This window comes from Micromonospora sp. NPDC047730, from assembly GCF_043204765.1.
GTDB lineage: Bacteria > Actinomycetota > Actinomycetes > Mycobacteriales > Micromonosporaceae > Micromonospora.
The window spans coordinates 31,485-50,870 of the sequence record NZ_JBIDCU010000020.1 but is presented as its reverse complement, the minus strand read 5'-3'; the positions used below and the strand labels follow the sequence as shown (position 1 = coordinate 50,870).

Genomic DNA, 19,386 nt, shown 5'->3' with positions numbered 1-19,386 from the left:
CGGTTACGACACCCGGTCGGCCGCCGCGGGGTCAGGCCGCTTCCAGCTCCCGCTTCAACCGGCGCAGGGTCTCCCGCATGCCGTTCCGGTTCACGGTCGGGCGGTCGCCCGACGCCCTGCCGGTGAAGATCCGGCCGAGAACGCGGGCCGTCCCGTTGCGCCGGTCCTGCCAGTACTCGGTCACCTCGGTGCCGCCGTCGGTCTCGCTGAACCGGTAGCCCCAGCGGGCCACCGGCTGGCCAAAGGTGGTGACGTCGAAGGCGAACTCGCTGCCCGGCGTCGCGGTGACAACCCGGCAGGTGGTGAACCACAGCAACGGGCCGCGACGGTTCCAGCCGACGAACCGTCGCGGCTGCCCGCCGTCGCGCCGGGTGACCCAGACCGCGACGCACTCCGGGCTCCACCTGGCCATCCGCCGTACGTCGGCGACGGCCGCGTAGACCGTCCCCGCCGGTGCCGTGACGGTGATCTGTTCGGCGACTTCTGGACCGTGCCCGGCTGCCTGCGTGGTCATGCCGCAACCATAGACGTCATTCGTTCCTCCACGGGAGGTGGTCGGGCAGGTCGCTGCTGACCCGCCCCGGGAAGGCCGGAGCGCGTCGCTGCCGGAAGGAGTCGAAGCCCTCCCTCGCGTCCGCGCTCGTCAGAGCCTCTGCGGAGAGTCGGGAGTCCAGCCGGTGCGCCGGGTACGGCGAGTCCAGCGCGCTGGTCCGGTACAGCATCTGCCGGATGACCGCCACGGACACCGGCGCGGTGCTGGCGATGATGGTCCGCGCGAGCTGGTACGCCTTGTCGAGCAGGTGCTCCGGCTCGTGGACGCTGTGCACCAGGCCGGCCGAGAGCGCCTCGGCGGCGTCGAACGCCCGCCCGCTGATCATCCAGTCGAGCGCGCAGCCCATCCCGACCAGCCGCGGGAGGAACCAGGTGGACGCGCCTTCGGCGTAGATGCCCCGCCGGCTGAAGACGTACCCGAATCGCGCGTCGGTGGCGGCGAGCCGGTAGTCGGCCGGCAGGATGATGGTGGCTCCCGCGCCGACGGCCGCGCCCCGGATCGCGGCGATGACCGGCTTGTTCATCGCGAAGATCCGCATCGAGCACCGCCCCGCCGGTTCCGCCCACTCGGCCTCGGGGTCGTCGGGGGTGTCGAACTCCGTCACGGACATGTCCAACCCGGCGCAGAAGTGCTCACCCGTACCGGTGAGGACGACGACCCGGACGTCGTCGTCGCGGTCGGCGCGGTCGAACGCGTGCGCGAGTTCGTCGGCCATCCGCAGGGTGTAGCCGTTGCGCTCCTCGGGACGGTTGAGCGAGACCGTGGCGATCCGGTCCGAAACGGAGTAGATGATCTCGCTGTACGTGTCCACGCCGGCACCCTAGAGCAAGGTCAACGCTCGCGGCAATGCTCGACGGGTCGGCTGTTCGGCCACCGACGACAGTCCTGAGTAGACCATTGATCGGTTGCTGCCGTTCGGGCAGACTTCCGCCGTGTCCTCCAGTGTCTTCGATATCTACCGCCGCCATCTCGGCGAGGGGCTGGGGCGGGTCGCCGCCATGCTCCACACACCACTGGAGGTCGGCGCCACGGGCACCGTGGTGCACACCGCGGACGGTCGCCAACTGCTGAACTGCGCCGGCTACGGCGTGTTCTTCGTCGGTGCCGGCAATCCGGTCGTACTCGCGGCGGTGCGCGACCAGCTCGAACGGCAGGCGTTGTCCACCCGGGTGCTGCTGAACGAGCCCGCCGCCCGGGCCGCCGAGGCGTTGACCTCGGTGGCGCCGGAGGGCCTGGTCAAGGTGCACTTCTCCAACTCGGGCGCGGAGGCGGTGGAGACCGCGATCAAGATCGCCCGGGCGAACGGGCGGCACCGGCTGGTCTCCATGCACAGCGGATACCACGGCAAGACGGTCGGCGCGCTGTCGCTCACCGCGCGGTCGCTCTATCAGGACCCGTTCCGCCCGCTGCTGCCCGAGGTCACCCACGTCAGGTTCGGCGACCTGGACGAACTGGCCGCCGTCGTCGACCGTGACGTCTGCGTGGTCGTCGAACCGGTGCAGAGCGAGGGCGGGGTGATCATCCCCCAGCCCGGCTATCTCAAGGCCGTCGAGGCGCTGTGCCGCGATCGGGGGGCGATGCTCGTCCTGGACGAGGTGATGACCGGGCTGGGGCGGCTCGGGACCTGGTGGGCGGCGGACCGCGACGACGTACGGCCGGACGTCCTGCTGGTCGGCAAGGCGCTCAGCGGCGGGCTGGTGCCGGTCGCGGCGACCCTGGCGACCGAGGAGGCGTTCGCCCCGTTCGACAAGGACCCCTACCTGCACACGTCCACGTTCTCCGCGAACCCCCTCGCCATGGCCGCCGTCCGCGCGACGGTCGAGGTGATCAGGGAGGAGAAGCTGGTGGAGCGGGCGGCCGACCTGGGCGAGCGGCTACTTGCGGCGATCACCGAGACGGTGCGGTCGATCGGGCACCTCGTGGCCGACGTACGCGGCGCCGGGCTGCTCATCGGAGTGGAGTTCCGCTCCGGAATGCACGCCGCGGAGTTCCTGATGGACCTGCTCGACAACGACGTGGTCGTCAACCACTCGATGAACGCGCACCCGGTGCTGCGGCTCACCCCACCCGCCACGATGACCCCCGACGAGGAGGAGCGGCTGGTCGCCTCATTCGAGCGGGCCTGCGCCGCCCTGGCCGCGCGTTTCCCCGCCACCGGAAGCGACTTCCCCGCATGACGCGACGTACCGTCCTGGTCACCGGGGCCAGCGGCGTCGTGGGCACCGCCGTACTGGCGGAACTCTCCGGGTACGACGTGATCGCCGCCGCCTACCGACGCCTGCCGGGCGGCTCGAACCGGGTGGTCCGGCTGGACCTGCACGCCCCCTCGCTCGGGCTCGACCGCCGCGCCTACCGCGAGCTGTGCGCCGAGGTCGACGCGGTGGTCCACTCCGCCGCCATCGTCAACTTCTCCGCCGACCAGGCGGAGGTGGACCGGCTCAACATCGAGGGCCTCGGCCGGGTCGTCGAGTTCGCCGCCGAGGCGGACGCGACCCTGGTCCACGTCAGCACCGCCTACGTGTCCCGGTACGGCCGCGCCGGTGGCGGCGGCAGGCTGGGCACCGAGAAGGTGGCCGCCCGGACCGACGAGTACGTCACGTCGAAGTACCTCGGCGAGCAGATGGTCCGCGACAGCGGCATCGACACGGTGATCGTCCGGCCGGCGATCGTCATCGGCGACTCCCGTACCGGCGTCATCCGCCAGCCCCAGGGAGTGCACCAGCTCGCCGAGTACCTGGTGACCGGCAAGCTGCCGTTCATCCCGGCGCATCCCGGCACGTTCTTCGACCTCGTCCCCCAGGACATGGTCGCGCAGGGAATCCGCGCGGTGCTCGACGCCGACCTGCGCAAGGGCGACTACTGGCTGACCGCCGGACCCGCCGGCATCCCGGTGGAGCGTTACCTCGAACTGGTGACGGAAACCGCCCGCGAGTGCGGCATGGACATACCCGACGGCCGGATCGCGGATCCGTCCATCGTGGATCGGCTGGTCCGGCCGGCGTTCGCGGACGTCCTTCCTCCCGAGGACCTGGCTCGGCTGGACGGCGTGGTGGCCGTCTGCGGGCTGGTCATCATCCCCGAACTGCTGCCGACATCGTTCGGCACGATTCCCGGCGGACCGGACGCGATGACCCCGGCGCAGGCCGAGGACGCGTGGCGGGTCAGCCTGCGTCACCTGATCCGGGGGTTGCAGCAGTGATCGTCAACCCGAGCTGAGGAGGCCACCCGCGATGGAGTGCTCCGTCATCGTGCACGCTCTGCTGCCCAGGGCAGACGCCAAGGAGTCGTTCGACCGGTTGGCCGACTTCGCCGCGTATCCGGAGTTCACCGACACCGTACGGACGGTCGGGGTGACCGAGGTCAGCCCGACCGAGGTGGAGTCGACGTGGGAGGTGAACTTCCGCCGGGGCATCCTCGTCTGGACCGAACGCGACCAGATCGACCCGGTCAACCGCCGCATCGACTTCGAACAGACCAAGGGCGACTTCGCGACGTTCACCGGCTCGTGGCTGGTCGTCGAGGCCGACGAGGGGGTGCGGGTCGAGTTCGACAGCCGATTCGACCTGGGCATCGCCTCCCTGGCGAGCCTGATCGACCCGGTGGCGTGCGCGGCGATGCGCGACTCGATCCGGGACATCCTGCGCGGGCTGTTCGGCTCCGACATCGAGGTCACCGTGGTGGAGGCCGCCCCGCTCGGCTGAGCGGCCGCGGGCCGTCCTCCAGCCGCCCGATCGGCTGGAGGACGACCCGCTTTCCCGACGGGCCGGGGCGGGCTCCTAGTCGAGCAGGTCGAAGAAGTCGTCCTTCGCCGCGTCGACCTTGTCCGACTCTGTGTCGACCAGCGACAGCAACTGGTTCAGGGCGTCGGCGAGCCGCCTGCGCGCCACACCGTCCATCGTCAGGTTGGCCAGGCTGGACTCCAGCCGGGTCAACTCCTCCAGCACCCCGAGCGCGGTGGACGCCTGCTCGGGCAACAGCTCACCGCGTAGGTAGCCGACCAGTTCCCGCACGTTCGGGTAGTCCAACACCAGGGTCGCCGGCAGGGTCAGCCCGGTCGCGGTGGCGAGCCGGTTGCGCAGCTCGACCGCCGTCAGCGAGTCGAATCCGAGCTCGGGCAGGCTCCGGGTGCCGTCCAGGTCGGCGGCGGAGGTGTGGCCGAGAACCCTGGCGGCCTCGGCGAGCACCATCTCCCGCAGCACCCGGTCCTGGTCGGCGGGAGCGAGCCCGGGCAGGGTCCTGGCGAGGTCCGTGCCTCCCGCCCGGGTGCCGCCGGTCGGGCCGGGCGCGCCGCCGGTTACCGGGTCGACCGACGCGGTGGCCGGCGCCCCCAGGCCGGCGACGTCCGCGCCGGCCGGGCGGTCCGTGGCCATCAGGTCGTGCAGCACCGGCGGCACCGACCGCCGGTCGTGCCCGTCGAGCAGGGCGCTGTCCACGTCGACGAGGACCGGCGTCGCCGCGTCCGAGTCGAGCGCCCGTTCCAGCAGGGCCAGTCCGCGCCCCGGCGGCAACGGCGTCAGCCCGATCCCGCGCATGCGACGCAGGCCCGTGTCACTGACCTGCTCGGCCATCCCGTCCGGCAGCTCCCACAGGCCCCACGCCAGCGACTGCCCCGGCAGCCCCTGCGCGCGCCGCTGCTCGGCGAGGGCGTCGAGGTAGGCGTTGGCGGCGGCGTAACCCGACTGCCCGGGCGAGCCGAGCAGGCCGGCGGCGGAGGAGAAGAGCACGAACGCGGCCAGGTCGCACTCGCGGGTCTGCTCGTGCAGCTGCCGTGCGCCGTCCGCCTTCGGCCGCAGCACTCCGGCCACCCGCTGCGGGGTCTGCGACTCGACGACCCCGTCGTCCAGCACACCGGCCAGGTGCAGCACGGCGGTGAGCGGATGCTCGGCGGGGACGGACCCCAGCAGGTCGGTCAGGGCCGCCGGGTCGGCGACGTCGCAGGCAACGACGCGCACCGACTCCACGCCGAGCGCGGTCAGCTCGCCGACCAGGTCGGCGGCGCCGGGGGCGTCGGATCCACGCCGGGACGTGAGCACCAGGTGCCGCACCCCGCGCCGCTCCACCAGGTGCCGTGCCACGAGACGGCCGATGGCGCCGGTCGCGCCAGTGACGAGGACGGTGCCCTGCGGGGCCCACGGCCGTGGTCCGACGCGGGTGACGGCCCCGGGATCAGTGGGGGCCCCGGTCTGCGGGACGAGGCTGTCGGTGGCCGACGGGCGCAGCCGAGGCACCAGCAGTCCACCGGCGCGGACGGCGACCTGCGGTTCTCCGGCGGAGCCGGCCGCGGCGAGCGCCTGCCGCGACGCCGGGTCGTCGTCCAGGTCGATCAGCGCGAACCGGCCGGGGTGCTCGGACTGCGCCGACCGCAGCAGCCCCCACGCCGCCGCCTGCGCGAGGTCCCGGGACTGGTCGCCGACGGCCCGCCGGGTCACCACCGCCAACCGGGCGGCGCCGTACCGCGGGTCGGCCAGCCAGCGGTGCGCCAGGTCGAGCGCGGCGGCGACGGTGGGGTGCGGGTCGTCACCGCCCGGCGGCAGTTCGGTGAAGACGAGGTCGGGAACCTGGTCGCCGGCCGCCAACTCGTCGAGCCAGACCACCGGCTGGTCGGACCGGACCGGCGCGGCCGGCACCCAGCGCAGCTCGTACCCGCCGCCCGACCCGGACGGCCCGAGGGTGAGCCGGTCGGGGGTGATCGGCCGTAGCGCGACGTGCCGGACCGAGGCGACCGGCGCACCGGACGGGTCGGCGAGGACGACGTCGACACCGTCGCCGACGCGGGTCAGCCGGACCCGCAGCGCCGTGGCGCCTCGGGCGTGCACCTGCAGGCCCGTCCAGGAGAACGGCAGCGCGATCCCGTCGTCCGCGCCGGCGTCGCCGATCAGGCCGAGGGCGTGCAGCGAAGCGTCGAGCAGCGCCGGGTGCAGCAGGAAACCCTCGGTCGCGCCGGCGGCGTCGGCGGGCAGCGTCACGTCGGCGAAGATCTCGTCGCCCCGCTGCCACGCCCGGCCGACGCCCTGGAACACCGGGCCGTAGTCGTAGCCACCGGCGCGCAGGCGGTCGTAGAAGCCGTCCGTGTCCAACGGCGCCGCGCCCGGCGGCGGCCACAGCCTCAACCGGGTGGCGTCGCTGGTCCGCACCGGGGCGACGGTTCCCGTCGCGTGCGGCGTCCACGTTCCGCCGGGTGGGCGCGCGTGGATGGTCAGCGGGCGGGTCGGGTCGCCGTCCGTCCCGGCGACGACCACCCGGGTCTGGACGGCGCCGGCCTCGGGGAGCACCAGCGGCGCCTGCAGGAGGAGCTCCACCACCTCGGGGCAGCCGGCGTGCGCGCCCGCGCGCGCCGCCAGCTCCGCCAGCAGCGCGCCCGGTACGACGACCGTCCCGCCCACGCGGTGCTGGGCGAGCCACGGCTGGGCGGCGATCGACAGTTCGCCGGTCAGCAGCACTCCGGCGTCCAGCGTCTCGACCGGCTCCCCGAGCAGCGGCCGGGCCGGTGGGGTCAACCAGTACCGCCGGTGCTGGAACGGATAGGTGGGCAGCTCCGCGGGCGGGACGTCCCCGCCGACCAGCGCGGGCAAGTCGACGTCCACGCCGTGGGCGAACAGGCGGGCCACCGCGCCCCAGGCGGAGTCCCGTTCGTCGCGCCCGCCGCGCAGCAGCGGCACGGCGATCGTCGGGTCACCCGTGTCGGCGTCCAGGTCGCCGACGGAGTCGAGGACCATGGCCGACAGCACGCCGCCGGGCCCGACCTCCAGGAACCGGCTCACCCCCTGCTCGCGTAGCCGGCGTACGGCCTGTGCGAACCGCACCGGTTGCCGCGCGTGCCGACTCCAGTGCCCCGGTGTGATCATGTCCACCGGCAGGCCCGTCTCGTTGGAGACCAGCGGGATCTCCGGCGCCCGGTGGGTGAGGTCCGCCTCCAGCTTGGCGAGGTCCGCGAGCATCGGCTCCATCAACGGGGAGTGGAACGCGTGGCTGACGCGTAGCCGGGTGGTCCTGCGGCCTCGTGCGGCGAACGCGTCGGCGACGGTCTGCACCGCGTCCTGCGGGCCGGCGACGACGACCGACGTCGGGCCGTTGACGGCGGCGAGCCCGACCTGCGCCGCGGGGTCGGCGATCAGCGGCTCGACCTCCTGCGGGGTGGCCTGGATCGCGGCCATCGCGCCGCCGGCGGGCAACGCCTGCATCAGCCGTCCGCGGACGACGACGAGGCGGGCGGCGTCGTCCAGCGACAGCGCGCCGGCCACGTGGGCGGCGGTGATCTCCCCGATCGAGTGGCCGAGGACGAAGTCCGGCCGGAGGCCCCAGTGTCGCAGCAGCCGGTACAGCGCCACCTCCACGGCGAACAGCGCCGGCTGGGTGTACTCGGTCTGGTCCAGCAGGTCCGGGTCGCCGTCGATGACCGCGCGGACGGGACGGTCCAGGTGCCGGTCCAGTGCGGCGCAGACCTCGTCCAGGGCGGCGGCGAACCGCGGTTCGGCCGCGGCGAGTTCCCGCCCCATCCCGGGTCGCTGCGATCCCTGTCCGGGGAAGACCAGGGCGAGCCCGCCCTCGCTCGCCGTGCCGGTGACCACGGCCGGGGCGTCCTGCCCGGCGGCGAGCGCCGCGAGGGCGTCGCGGTCGAGGACGACGGCGCGCTGTTCGAACGCCGTACGCCGGGCTGCCGCGACCGCCGCCGCGCGGACCGGCAGGTCGGGGTGGGCGTCGAGGAAGGCGTCGAGGCGGCGGGCATGTTCGCGCAGCGCGGGGACGGTCCGCGCGGAGAGCACCAGCGGCACCGGCACGGCCGCGCTGTCGGTCGGGGCGACGGGCTCGTCCTGCGGCGCCTCCTCGACGATGACGTGCGCGTTGGTGCCGCTGATCCCGAACGACGACACCGCCGCGCGACGCGGCCGGGCGCCGGCCGGCCAGGGCTGCTCGTCGGTCAGCAGCCGCAGCGGGCCGGCGGACCAGTCCACGTACGGCGTGGGTTCGTCGACGTGCAGCGTGCGGGGCAGCCGGCCGTGCCGCAGCGCCAGCACCATCTTGATGACCCCGGCCACGCCGGCCGCCGCCTGGGTGTGTCCGATGTTCGACTTGACCGACCCGAGCCACAGCGGACGCTGCCGGCCGGAGCCGTACGCGGCGATCAGCGCCTGGGCCTCGATCGGGTCGCCCAGCCGGGTGCCGGTGCCGTGTGCCTCCACCACGTCCACGTCGGGTGCGTCGAGGCCCGCATCGGCGAGCGCGTCGGCGATCAGGCGTTGCTGGGACGGACCGTTGGGCGCGGTGAGGCCGTTGGACGCCCCGTCGGAGTTGACCGCGCTGCCGCGCAAAACCGCCAGGACGCGCCGGCCGTGCCGGCGTGCGTCGGCGAGCCGTTCGAGGACCAGCACACCGGCGCCCTCGGCCCAGCCGGTGCCGTCGGCGGCCGCGGCGAACGACCGGCACCGCCCGTCCGGGGAGAGCCCGCCCTGGCGGCTGAACTCGGTGAACACCAACGGCGTCCCGATCACGGTGACCCCGCCGGCCAGTGCGAGGTCACACTCGCCGGTACGCAGCGAGCGGGCCGCCAGGTGCAGCGCGACCAGCGACGACGAGCAGGCGGTGTCGACCGACAGCGAGGGTCCCTCCAGGCCCAACGTGTACGACACGCGGCCGGAGACGATGCTGGACGCGTTGCCGGCCATCAGGAAGCCGGCGACCTCCGGCGGGATGGCGCCGAGGCGCGGGGCGTAGTCGCCGGCGATGACGCCGGTGTACACGCCGGTGCGGCTTCCGCGCAGCGTGCGCGGGTCGATGCCGGCGCGTTCCAGCGCCTCCCAGGAGATCTCCAGCATCAGCCGCTGCTGTGGGTCGGTGGCCAACGCCTCGCGGGGCGACAGGCCGAAGAACCCGGCGTCGAAGTCGCCGGCGTCGTAGAGGAACCCCCCGTGGCGGGCGTAGGTGGAGCCGGGACGGTCGGGGTCGGGATGGAACACCTGCGGGTCCCAGCCCCGGTCGGTCGGGAACGGCCCGATGCCGTCGCGGCCGTCGGCCAGGAAGGTCCAGAAGTCCTCGGGGGTGGCCGCTCCACCGGGGAAACGGCAGGCCATCGCCACGATGGCGATCGGCTCGGGCGCACCCGACGGCGCGCCGTCCGGCTCGCCGGCCGCCGGCGTGGCGACGCGGTGCCCCGGCTGCGGGTCCGCGTCCGGGCCGCCGACCTGTTCGGCCAGGTACCCGGCCAGGGCCGACGGGTTGGGGTAGTCGAAGGCGAGGGTGCCGGAGAGTTGGAGCCCACTCGCCTCGGACAGCCGGTCGGCCAGTTCGAGCGCGGTCAGTGAGTCGAAGCCGAGGTCGGCGAAGGCACCGTCGGCAGTGACGTCACCACGCGGCCGACCGAGCACCTCGGCCGCCTCGGTACGTACGACATCCAACCACCACTGCGTCCTGGAGTCACCCATTCAGGCGGCCGCCTTCCGCGATCATCAACGTCGGTGCCGCGGTCACCCACCGGGCAGCGGTCATCCTCTATCGGTCACGGCGCCCAACACAATCGCCCGTACGGACTCCACAAAGGATCTATGGTCTTTGTCGATCGCCCTGTCTACGCTGTCCCGCATGATTCAGGCGAGATCGAGGTGAGCCGTTTCGTCGATGCCGTCGTCGGCACCGCCGGGCGGTCGTCGGGCGGCATGGTCACCGGCGCCCCCGCGAACCCGGTGCGGCGCGGCTGGGGGCAGTTGCACGAGGCGGCCCGGCGTACGGCGGCGGCACTGGTCGCGGGCGGGTTGGCCCCCCGCCAGGCCGTCGCGGTCCTGGCCGGTGACCCGGGGGAGGTCGCGCGGGTCGCCCAGGGGACGTGGCTGGCCGGCGGCAGCGTGACCATGCTGCACCAGCCGACCCCGCGGACCGACCTGGCCGTCTGGCGCGACGACACGCTGCGTGTCCTGCGCATGATCGACGCGCGTCTGGTGCTGGTGGGCGCCCCGTTCGAGGCGATGGCCGGCGTGCTGCGCGAGCAGGGCGTCCCCCACCGGATGATCGGCGACCTGGACAGCGACCGGGAGTTCACCGTCGTGCCCGCCGCCGAGGACGACACCGCGCTGCTCCAGTTGACCAGCGGCTCGACCGCCGAGCCGAAGGCGGTGCGGATCACCCACCGCAACATCCACGCCAACCTCGTCGACACCGCGGCCCACCTCGAGTGCGGCGACGACGACGTGCTGGTGAGCTGGCTGCCGCTCTTCCACGACATGGGCATGGTCGGCTGCCTGCTGCTGCCCATGTTCACCGGCATCGACCTGGTCATGGTCACGCCCGCGGAGTTCCTCGGCCGCCCGATGGTGTGGGCGGAGCTGATGAGCCGGTACGGCGGCACGATCACCGCCGCGCCGAACTTCGCGTACGCGATCCTGACCCGGCAGCTCGCCCGCGCCGACGCCGGTTCGCTCGACCTGTCCCGGTTGAAGGCCCTGTGCAACGGCGCGGAGCCGATCGACCCGTCGACGGTGGAGGCGTTCGTCGCGGCCGGCGCGCGGTTCGGCCTGCGGCCGGAGGCGGTGAACTGCTGCTACGGCGCGGCGGAGAGCGCCCTGGTCATCTCGCTGTCGGCGCTGTCGGATCCGATGCTCCTCGACACCGTCGACGCCTTGGCGCTGGAGAAGAACCGGCGGGCGGTACCGGCGGGCGACGACCACCCGACCGCCGTGCGCCGGCTGCCCATGCTCGGCGCCGCCCACCCGAGCGTGAGCGTGCGGGTCGTCGACGACTCCGGCGCCGAGCTGGGCGACCGTGAGGTCGGCCGGTTGCAGCTGCGCGGTGACTCGGTGACCCGGAGCTACCTCACCGAGGATGGTCCGGCCCCGGCCCTGGACGACGACGGCTGGTTGGACATCGGCGACGAGGGCTACCTGGTCGACGGTCAGATCGTGGTCTGCGGCCGCCGCAAGGACGTCGTCATCATGGGCGGCCGCAACATCTATCCCACCGACATCGAGCGCGCGGCCGCCGGCGTCGACGGCGTCCGCGACGGCAACGTCGCGGCGGTACGGCTGATGGCCGGCGACGGGGTGGCGCGGGAGTCGTTCGCGGTGCTGGTCGAGTCACGCCTGGTCGGTGACCCGGCCGCCGAGAAGGCGCTCTCCGACGCGATCGCCAACCGGGTCCTCGCCGACGTCGACGCCCGTCCGGCGGAGGTCGTGGTGCTGCCGCCGGGCAGCCTTCCGAAGACCCCGTCGGGCAAGCTGCGCCGCGCGGCGGCCCGCTCGCTCATCCCTCGTTGACCGTCCGCCTCCGGAGGAATTCTGTGCGATCCCTTGACCAGGCCCGTGCCCTCTGCGAGTCGTACCTGCCGGGGCTGCTCGACGGGTTGTCCGAGGTCCCGTTCGAGCAACGGGAAGCCTCCGGCGGCGGCACGCTGCCGGTGTTCCGGGCCAGCGGCGGCCCGAGCCTGGTGATCCCGAAGGACTACGGCGGGCTCGGCGCGTCCCCGTTGGACGCGGTACGGGTCACCCGCGCGATCGGCGCCCACGCGCCGTCGCTGGCGGTCGCGACCACGATGCACCACTTCTCCGTGGCGACGCTGTTCACCTTCGCCGAGAGCATCAAGAACTCCGGCATGGAGTGGGCCCTGCTGGAGGCGATCACCAGCCGCAACCTGCTGGTCTCCTCGGGCTTCGCCGAGGGCCGCCCGGCCCAGGGGATCCTCTCCCCCTCGATGACGGCGACGCCGGTGGACGGCGGCTACCGGATCAACGGGTCGAAGAAGCCGTGCAGCCTGAGCCACTCGATGGACCTGCTGACGGCCAGCGTGGCGGTGCCCGCACCGGGCGGCGGCCAGCAGACGGCCTTCCTGCTCATGCCGGCCACGCTGCGCGGCATCACCCGGCACCCGTTCTGGGGCAGCAGCGTGCTCGCCGGCGCGGAGAGCGACGAGGTCCGGCTGACCGACGTGTTCATCGAGGAGGAACTGGTCATCCCGACCGAGAACGGCCCGGACGGGATGCTCGACGACCTGCAGACAGTCGGGTTCATCTGGTTCGAGCTGCTCATCACCGCGTCGTACCTGGGCATGGCCAGCGCGCTCGTCGAACGCGCGTTGGCCGCCGGGCGCGGCGCGGTCACCGACCGCGCCGCGCTGGGCACCCGGCTGGAGACGGCGACGCAGCTGCTGGAGGGCGCGGCCCGCGCCATGCAGGCCGGCGAGACGGACAACGACGCGCTGGCCCGCGTCCTGATGGCCCGCTACGGCACGCAGGACGCCATCACCGACGCCGCCCGCCAGGCCGTCGAAATGCTCGGGGGCATGTCGTTCATCCGCTCCCCCGAGGTGGCCTACCTGGTCGCGGCCTGCCAGTGCGTCGCGTTCCACCCGCCGTCGCGGGCCAGCGTCGCGGCGCCGCTGGTCGACTACCTCGACGGCACCCGCCCGTTCATCATGAACGACAGCGCCCCGGCACCGGCCGCGCAGCCACCAGCGGCGCAGCCGTCCGTGCAGGCACCGGCGGTGCCGGCCGCGCAGCCACCGGGCCCGCAGGCGGTGCATTCGTCCGTGGCCCCACCGGTCGGCGCACCCGCGCCCAGCCTCGCGGTCCAGCCGGTCCAGGACCCGGCCTCCACCCGGCCCGACGAGGCCACGGCACCGGTCACCCTGCCCGGCCCGCGCCCGCAGCCGGTGGTCACGTACAGCCCGCAGCCCGCGGCCCCCCGCACCGACGAGCGGTCGGGGATGACGGCGGACGACGCCGCCGACTGGGACCAGGCGTCCTCCCTCTTCGACGGCGCGGAGGGCATCCGGCTGACCGCACGCGACTGCGACCTGCGGTACTGGTTCGCCAACGTCCCGCAGCGCACGCTGCGCGGAAACATCGTGGGCTACCCGCCGGAGCTGGTAACCCCGGAATTCCTCCACGAGCCGGGCCCGCTGCGGGACGCACTGATCCAGGAGGTCGCGTTCCGCGCGCTGGCCGAGGAGCGGGCGGCCCGCGCGATCGGTCACATCGTGGCGTGCGCGCCCGACTCCACGACCGCGGAGTTCTACGCCACCCAGCTGGTGGACGAGACCCGCCACGCGATGATCTTCCGGAACCACCTGCGGAACCTCGGCATCGACGAGCGGGACGTCGCCGCCGTCATCGCCCGGGAGACCGCGCACGACAAGGCGACCATCCTCGATCCGTTGGAGGAGTACGGCATGCCGATCGTGCGCGAGCAGCAGGACTTCGTCGGCGGCGTGGTGCTGCTGACGATCCTGGTCGAAGGGTTCCTCGCCCCGTCGTTCGAACTCAGCGAGCGCAAGTGGCGACCGATCGACCCGCGGATGGCGGACATGGAGAAGGGCGCCGCCATCGACGAGGTGCGCCACCTGGCCGTCGGCACGTCGATCATCCGCGAGCACGTGCAGCGGCACCCCGACGAGAAGGAACGCCTCGTCGAGCTCATCCGCGACGGCATGCGGCTGTGGGAGCAGTTGCCGGTGTCCGACCAGCTCACCCGCTGGGAGAACTGGTTCCAGGAGGGCATCGCCCCGCACCTGGACAGCATCGGTGACTACGAGGTGTGGGACGGGCGACGGCTGGTCGACACCACGCCGGAGGAACGCATCCAGAAGGCTGTCGAGGTCACGAGCATCGTGCACTCCACCCGCCTCACCGACATGGGCCTCGGCCGGGCGTTGATCTACTAACCCGCCCGCCCGTGGCCTGGGGGGCAGCCCCAGGCCACGGGCGGGCCGCACGACTGGCGGGCACGGCGGGGACTTCCCCGGCGCGGCGGCGCGGCTCTACGCGGCTGTACGCTCCGCGTCCAGGTGGCTGCTCTCCCCGCGGATCCCCCACCGGCTGTAGAGGGGTCGCAGCGGCCCGGGCACCCACCAGTTGAGCCGGCCGAGCAGCCGCATCGTGGCCGGCATCAACAGCGCCCGGACGATGGTGGCGTCGACGACGACGGCGAGGGCGAGCCCGATACCGATGATCTTCACGACCAGCACGCTCGCGGTCGCGAACGACACGATCACCACCACCAGCAGCAGGGCCGCGCTGGTGATGATCCGTCCGGACCGCTGCAACCCGACCGCGACCGCCTCGGTGTTGTCACCGCTGAGGTCGTAGTGCTCGCGGATGCGTGAGAGCAGGAACACCTCGTAGTCCATCGACAGCCCGAACGCGACGGCGAAGATCAGGATGGGTTGCACCACGTCGATGTTGCCGGTGGAGGTGAACCGCAGCGGCCCGGCGAGGTGGCCGTCCTGGAAGACCCACACCACCGCGCCGAACGCCGCGGTCAGGCTCAGCACGTTCATCAGGATCGCCTTGACCGGCAGCACCAGCGAGCCGAAGGACAGGAACAACAGCACGAACGTGGTGGCCACGACGAGCAGCGCCATCCACGGCAGCCGCTGCGCGAGCATGTCCATCAGGTCGGCGAACCCGGCGGCGTCGCCGCCGACCAGTACCGTGCCGGAGGGCGGCGGTTCGACGGCGCGCACCGCGTCGACCAGCTCCCGTCCCTGCTCGGAGATCGGTTCCGCGTCGAACCGGACGGTGACCCGCGCGGTGTCGCCGGCCAGCCCGCTGACGTCCGCCTGCCGTACGCCCGGCAGCGCGGCCACCCGCTCCACGTACGCGGCGATCTCCTCCCGGGCGGGAGGACCGGTGACCGGGCCGTCCAGGGTGACGATGGCCTCGACCGGCCGGGTGACACTGTCCGGGAACGACCGCTCGATGGCGTCCTGGACCTGCCGGCTCTCCGCCGAGGCGGGCAGCACCCGGGTGTCCAGCCAGCCGTAGGAGATGCGCAGGAACGGCAGACCGAGGACCACCAGCACGGCGATGACCGCGCCCCCGACCAGTACGGGTCGGCGCATCACCGTCCGCGCGATCCGCGCCCACGCGCCGGAGTTCGGGTCGGTGTCGACCGGCCTGCGGCGACGCTCCCGCAGCCGCGGCCCGAACAGGGCCAGCATCGCCGCCATCACGGTCATCGCGAAGAACCCCGCCAGCAGCACCGCGGCGACCCCACCGACGGCGATGGACCGGAGGAACACCTGCGGGAAGACGGCCAGGCTGGCGAGCGCGAGCGCGACGGTCACCGCGGAGACGACGATGGTCCGGCCCGCGGTGACCATGGTCCGCCGCAACGCCGCCGGGACGGGGTGGCCCGCGCCGAGTTCCTCCCGGAACCGGCTGACCATGAACAGGCTGTAGTCCACGGCCAGCCCGAGGCCGAGCAGCGTGACCACGTTGACCGCGAAGATCGAGATGTCGGTGAACTGCGCCAGCAGCCGCAGGCCGGCCAACGAGCCCACGATCGCCAGCACCCCGACCGCGACCGGCAGCAGCGCCGCCAGCAGGTTACGGAAGATGAGCACCAGCAGCAGGAACAGGATCGGCAACGCCAGCGCCTCGGCGCGGGTCAGGTCCGCCTTGCTCTGGCTGTTGACGTCGTCGATCAGCGCCAGCGGCCCCCCGACGGTGACGTCGAGATCCGGGCTGGTCAGGCCGTCCTTGATGGCGAGGTAGTTGGTGAGGCGGTCGTTCTCGGTGGCACCGGCGATCTGCACCGCCGCGAACGTCTCGTGCCGGTCGGTGCTGACCAGCGCGGGAACTCTGGCCCGCCAGTAGTCGGTCACGCCCTCGACCCGGTCGGCCGGCAGCCCGTCCAGCACGCGCCGGGCGGCGTCGGCGTACGCGGGGTCCTCCACCGTCCAGCGGTCGCTGCCGAACAGCACGACGACGTCCGCGTCGTTGCGGCCGAGCGCCTTGCGTTCGACCTCGTCGGCGCGGGAGCTCTCGCTCGCCGCGTAGGTGAATCCGCCGACGGCCAGGTCGCCGAACGCGCCGGCGCCCCAGGTGCCCGCGGCGACCAGGAACACCGCGGCGCCGGCGATCACCCACCAGCGCGCCCGGTGCGCGAGCCGGCCGAGGAGATCCAACATGGCAGCAACCCTTCGCTCGACCGCGGTGCTCAGGAGAACGACGCGGCGCCGGCACAGTCAGGACCGGCGCCGCGTCGATGTGATCACAGGATGGTGATGATCAGGTCCAGCGCCCGATGCCGATCGCCTGGGCATCGGAGAGCAGCTTCTCCCGGAGCGCGACCCGGCGGATCTTCCACGTGCCGGTTCGCGGGAACTCGTCCCACTTTATCTGGATCGGCGGGGCCATCGGGCTCAGGTCCGCGACCGCCCGCTCCCAGTCGCCCTTGTCCAGCGGAACGTCGTCCGCGGTGCTGACCACGGGCACCGGCAGGTCACCGGCGACCGGGAGGACGATGACCTCGGTGGTGTAGTCGATCCGGTCGAGGATGAGGTCCTCGAACTCGATCGCGCTGCCGCCGGGGATCCGGTCGATCTCCCGGTCCACGATCCGCACGGCGCCCCACTTGTTGATGACCGCGAGGTCGCCGGTGTTCCACCACCTGCCGTTGCACTTCAGGTCGTGCCGGTCCTGCTCGCCGACGTAGGCGAGGCACCGTCCCGGCTGGTCGATCTCGATCAGGCCGACCTGGCCGCGCGGGACCTCCTTGCCGGTCTCCGGGTCCACCGCCCGCATCTTGGCGTGGAACGGGATGGGCCAGCCGATCAGCTGCGTCGGCGGCGGGCGGTGCCCCTTGCGGCGTACCACGAAGCGGAAGAACGGCCGGATGCACAGCGCGCCGTTCTCGCTCTGGCTCCACGACTGGACCCAGATCGGGAACCGGCGCTTGGTGGCGGCCATGAAGGTGCGGATCGTACGGGTGTGGATGGCGTCGAACGAGTTGACGTACTCGCGCACGTTGCTGAACAGGCCGGCGGGGTCGCGGGCCAGCGGCTCCCAGGCGAGGTAGATGTTCGGCAGCGCCTCCACCAGCGTCGGCTTGTGCTCGGCCAGCAACTCCCGGATCCTCGGCGAGAGCGGGTCGGACAGGTAGAGCACCCGCGGGCCGACCGCGGCCATCGCCAGCTGCATGGTGGTGAGCCGCTCGTGCGTGTAGGGATCGCAGAACGCCACCGTGTCGCTGCGCCGGAGCCCGAACCTGGGCCACCGCTCGGTCTCCACGATGGCCATCGCGTAGATGGACTCGGCGGAGTGCATGACCAGCTTGGGTATGCCGGTGGTGCCGGAGGTGTGGGTGATGACCACCGGCTCCTTGAACTCGCGCATGTTCGGCTGGACCGGCGGCGCGTCCTTGAAGTCGTCCAGGTGCAGCACGTCCGGCCGGTCCGCGACCGCGTCGACGCTGATCGTCCGTACGGTGAGCTCCGCCACCACCTCCGGGGTGATGCCGCACTTGTCGAGGTGCTTCTGGTCGGTCAACAGGAACGGCCGTTCCAGCCGCTCCAGCATCGGGATCATCGCCTCCGGCCCGTAGGAGCCGGAGAACATGCAGGGAATGGCGCCGATCCGGGCGATGGCGCAGCCGAGAATGACGATGTCCAGGTGGTTCTGCTTGAGGATCGCCACCCGGTCCCACGGGCGCACGCCCGCCTTGTGCAGCCAGGCCGCGGCGCGATCGACGAGTTCCGCCCACTGGGTGTAGGTGCGGGCTTCGGCTCCGTCGGGGTCGATGTCCGGCGGGCGGTCGACGATGACCAGCTCGTCCGGGGCGGTCTTCGCCGCCACGTGCCAGGTCTCGCCCATCTTGGAGTGCTTCGGTACGCGCGAAAAGGGGCTCAGCCGACGGCGCCACCGGGTGGGCGTGAACTCGGTGAGGAACCGCGGAATGGGCCGCTGCGGCTCGACGTCGTCGCCGGCGACCGTTGAATCGGCGGGTGAGGCCACGAGCGCGTCCTCCTGTTCTCGGGGCTTGGGGAGGTCAGCTGACGACGAATGATCATCGGCCGTCCAATTGGCCGGTAACGATATCGACATTGTCCGCCGTAGACCAGATCTGGGTGGACGGAAATCCGACCCCGAACGCATCCGGCCCCCGAGCCGTCCGACCAGTGTGGACAGACCGACGACCGGCCATAATGCCCCGTCGGCGACGTGGCGGGACGCGAGCACCGGCACCCGCGCTGGACCTGGATCTGAAATGGGGTGTCGTTACATACGGACGAGGTCGTGGGCCCGCGCCAGGTCGTCACCCCAGGACGTGGCGTGGTCACGCTCGAACGCCCGAAACAGCCGGTCGCGGACCGACTCGCGGCGCAGCCAGGCGGCAAGCGCCGCCGACCTCCGGTCCGCGAAGTCGAGTCCGTTCACCGTGGCAGCCAGGTGGCGATCCGCCGCCGAACTGAGCGTGACGTCCCAGACATCGAGGAAGCGCTCGACGCTCTCCCCGCCGGCCACGACCGTGGCCAGGAAGGTAGCCGGGTCGGGAAACGCACCGACCTGCGACGGGTACGTCGCCAGCAACGACCGCCACACCGCATCCAGGTAGCCGTCGACAGCGCCCTGCTCGGCTTCGGGCCAGGTGCGCCACTGCTCGCGAGGCAGCTTGCCCAACACGATCGCCGGGTCGAGTTCTGTGGAGCTGGCCATGCGCTCCAGCAGCAGGGGCAGCAGACTCTTCAGGTCGTCACGGCTGCCGACCGTGTTGCCGAGGCTGATGGTCAAAGAGAACAGATCGTGATCGTCGACCGGCACCGGCCCTCGGCAATGTGGGCAGCCTTCGAGCGTCGCCCTGCGCGGGTACCGGGCGAACGCCTTCTGAAGGCCTGCGACCGCCACAGACAGATCACCGTCCACCGGTCCATCCTCCCAGGGGCGGCTTGGGCTGGGCTGCCGGCACGCGGCTACCCGCGGTTCGGCCCGGCTGCCGCGGTGGTGCCGCGGCGGCCGGGCCGGTCACCGTCGGTTCTCAGCAGGCTGGTGCGCCGACGGGTCCGCGGCCGCTCCACGCGTACCAGTCACTGCCCGACACCCACGTCTTCTGGATCAGGTCGGCCCCACTGT

11 protein-coding genes are annotated in these 19,386 nt (G+C 72.6%); 5 read left to right on the top strand and 6 right to left on the bottom strand.

Annotated features, from left to right (window positions below; translation table 11 throughout):
* Window positions 1-31: 31 nt before the first annotated feature.
* Together ACGF5G_RS30520 and ACGF5G_RS30515 are read right to left on the bottom strand one after the other, a co-directional pair.
* Window positions 32-514 carry an SRPBCC family protein gene (locus ACGF5G_RS30520; protein WP_393269110.1) on the bottom strand — a complete coding sequence of 161 codons (483 nt, stop codon included), beginning with the start codon at window positions 512-514 and terminating at the stop codon, window positions 32-34.
* Between the two features lie 16 nt (window positions 515-530).
* The gene (locus tag ACGF5G_RS30515) at window positions 531-1,364 is read right to left on the bottom strand and encodes an enoyl-CoA hydratase-related protein (protein ID WP_393269108.1); all 834 of its coding nucleotides are present in this window, start codon (window positions 1,362-1,364) and stop codon (window positions 531-533) included.
* A 121-nt stretch (window positions 1,365-1,485) separates the two neighbouring features.
* Here ACGF5G_RS30515 and ACGF5G_RS30510 point away from each other — a divergent pair, with 121 nt between their 5' ends.
* Genes ACGF5G_RS30510 through ACGF5G_RS30500 form a run of 3 tightly spaced genes read left to right on the top strand, consistent with a single transcriptional unit; the run spans window position 1,486 to window position 4,254 of the window.
* Window positions 1,486-2,730, top strand: a complete 1,245-nt coding sequence (locus ACGF5G_RS30510) for an aspartate aminotransferase family protein (protein WP_393269107.1) — start codon at window positions 1,486-1,488, stop codon at window positions 2,728-2,730.
* Window positions 2,727-3,752 (top strand): SDR family oxidoreductase, encoded by a 1,026-nt coding sequence (locus ACGF5G_RS30505; RefSeq protein ID WP_393269105.1) that lies wholly within the window; start codon window positions 2,727-2,729, stop codon window positions 3,750-3,752. Before ACGF5G_RS30510 ends, ACGF5G_RS30505 begins: the two co-directional genes overlap by 4 nt.
* A gap of 31 nt (window positions 3,753-3,783) precedes the next feature.
* Window positions 3,784-4,254 (top strand): type II toxin-antitoxin system RatA family toxin, encoded by a 471-nt coding sequence (locus ACGF5G_RS30500; protein ID WP_393269103.1) that lies wholly within the window; start codon window positions 3,784-3,786, stop codon window positions 4,252-4,254.
* A 75-nt stretch (window positions 4,255-4,329) separates the two neighbouring features.
* Here ACGF5G_RS30500 and ACGF5G_RS30495 read toward each other — a convergent pair whose 3' ends face one another.
* Window positions 4,330-9,972: an SDR family NAD(P)-dependent oxidoreductase gene (locus ACGF5G_RS30495; RefSeq protein WP_393269100.1), complete on the bottom strand. Its 5,643-nt coding sequence runs from the start codon at window positions 9,970-9,972 to the stop codon at window positions 4,330-4,332.
* Window positions 9,973-10,149: 177 nt separating this feature from the next.
* Here ACGF5G_RS30495 and ACGF5G_RS30490 point away from each other — a divergent pair, with 177 nt between their 5' ends.
* Both ACGF5G_RS30490 and ACGF5G_RS30485 read left to right on the top strand, forming a co-directional pair.
* Entirely contained in the window at window positions 10,150-11,793 is a 1,644-nt protein-coding gene (locus ACGF5G_RS30490; RefSeq protein WP_393269099.1) for a fatty acyl-AMP ligase, read from the top strand.
* Between the two features lie 23 nt (window positions 11,794-11,816).
* The gene (locus tag ACGF5G_RS30485) at window positions 11,817-14,195 is read left to right on the top strand and encodes a hypothetical protein (RefSeq protein ID WP_393269097.1); all 2,379 of its coding nucleotides are present in this window, start codon (window positions 11,817-11,819) and stop codon (window positions 14,193-14,195) included.
* A 96-nt stretch (window positions 14,196-14,291) separates the two neighbouring features.
* Here the strand turns inward: ACGF5G_RS30485 and ACGF5G_RS30480 are convergent, their stop codons facing one another.
* The 3 genes from ACGF5G_RS30480 to ACGF5G_RS30470 form a co-directional block, all read right to left on the bottom strand.
* Window positions 14,292-16,445, bottom strand: coding sequence for an MMPL family transporter (locus tag ACGF5G_RS30480; RefSeq protein WP_393269095.1), 2,154 nt, complete (start codon window positions 16,443-16,445; stop codon window positions 14,292-14,294).
* A 100-nt stretch (window positions 16,446-16,545) separates the two neighbouring features.
* On the bottom strand, window positions 16,546-18,129 hold the full coding sequence (locus ACGF5G_RS30475) for a class I adenylate-forming enzyme family protein (RefSeq protein WP_393269092.1): 1,584 nt from the start codon (window positions 18,127-18,129) through the stop codon (window positions 16,546-16,548).
* 405 nt (window positions 18,130-18,534) lie between these two features.
* Window positions 18,535-19,179: a hypothetical protein gene (locus ACGF5G_RS30470; RefSeq protein ID WP_393269090.1), complete on the bottom strand. Its 645-nt coding sequence runs from the start codon at window positions 19,177-19,179 to the stop codon at window positions 18,535-18,537.
* Window positions 19,180-19,386: the final 207 nt, after the last annotated feature.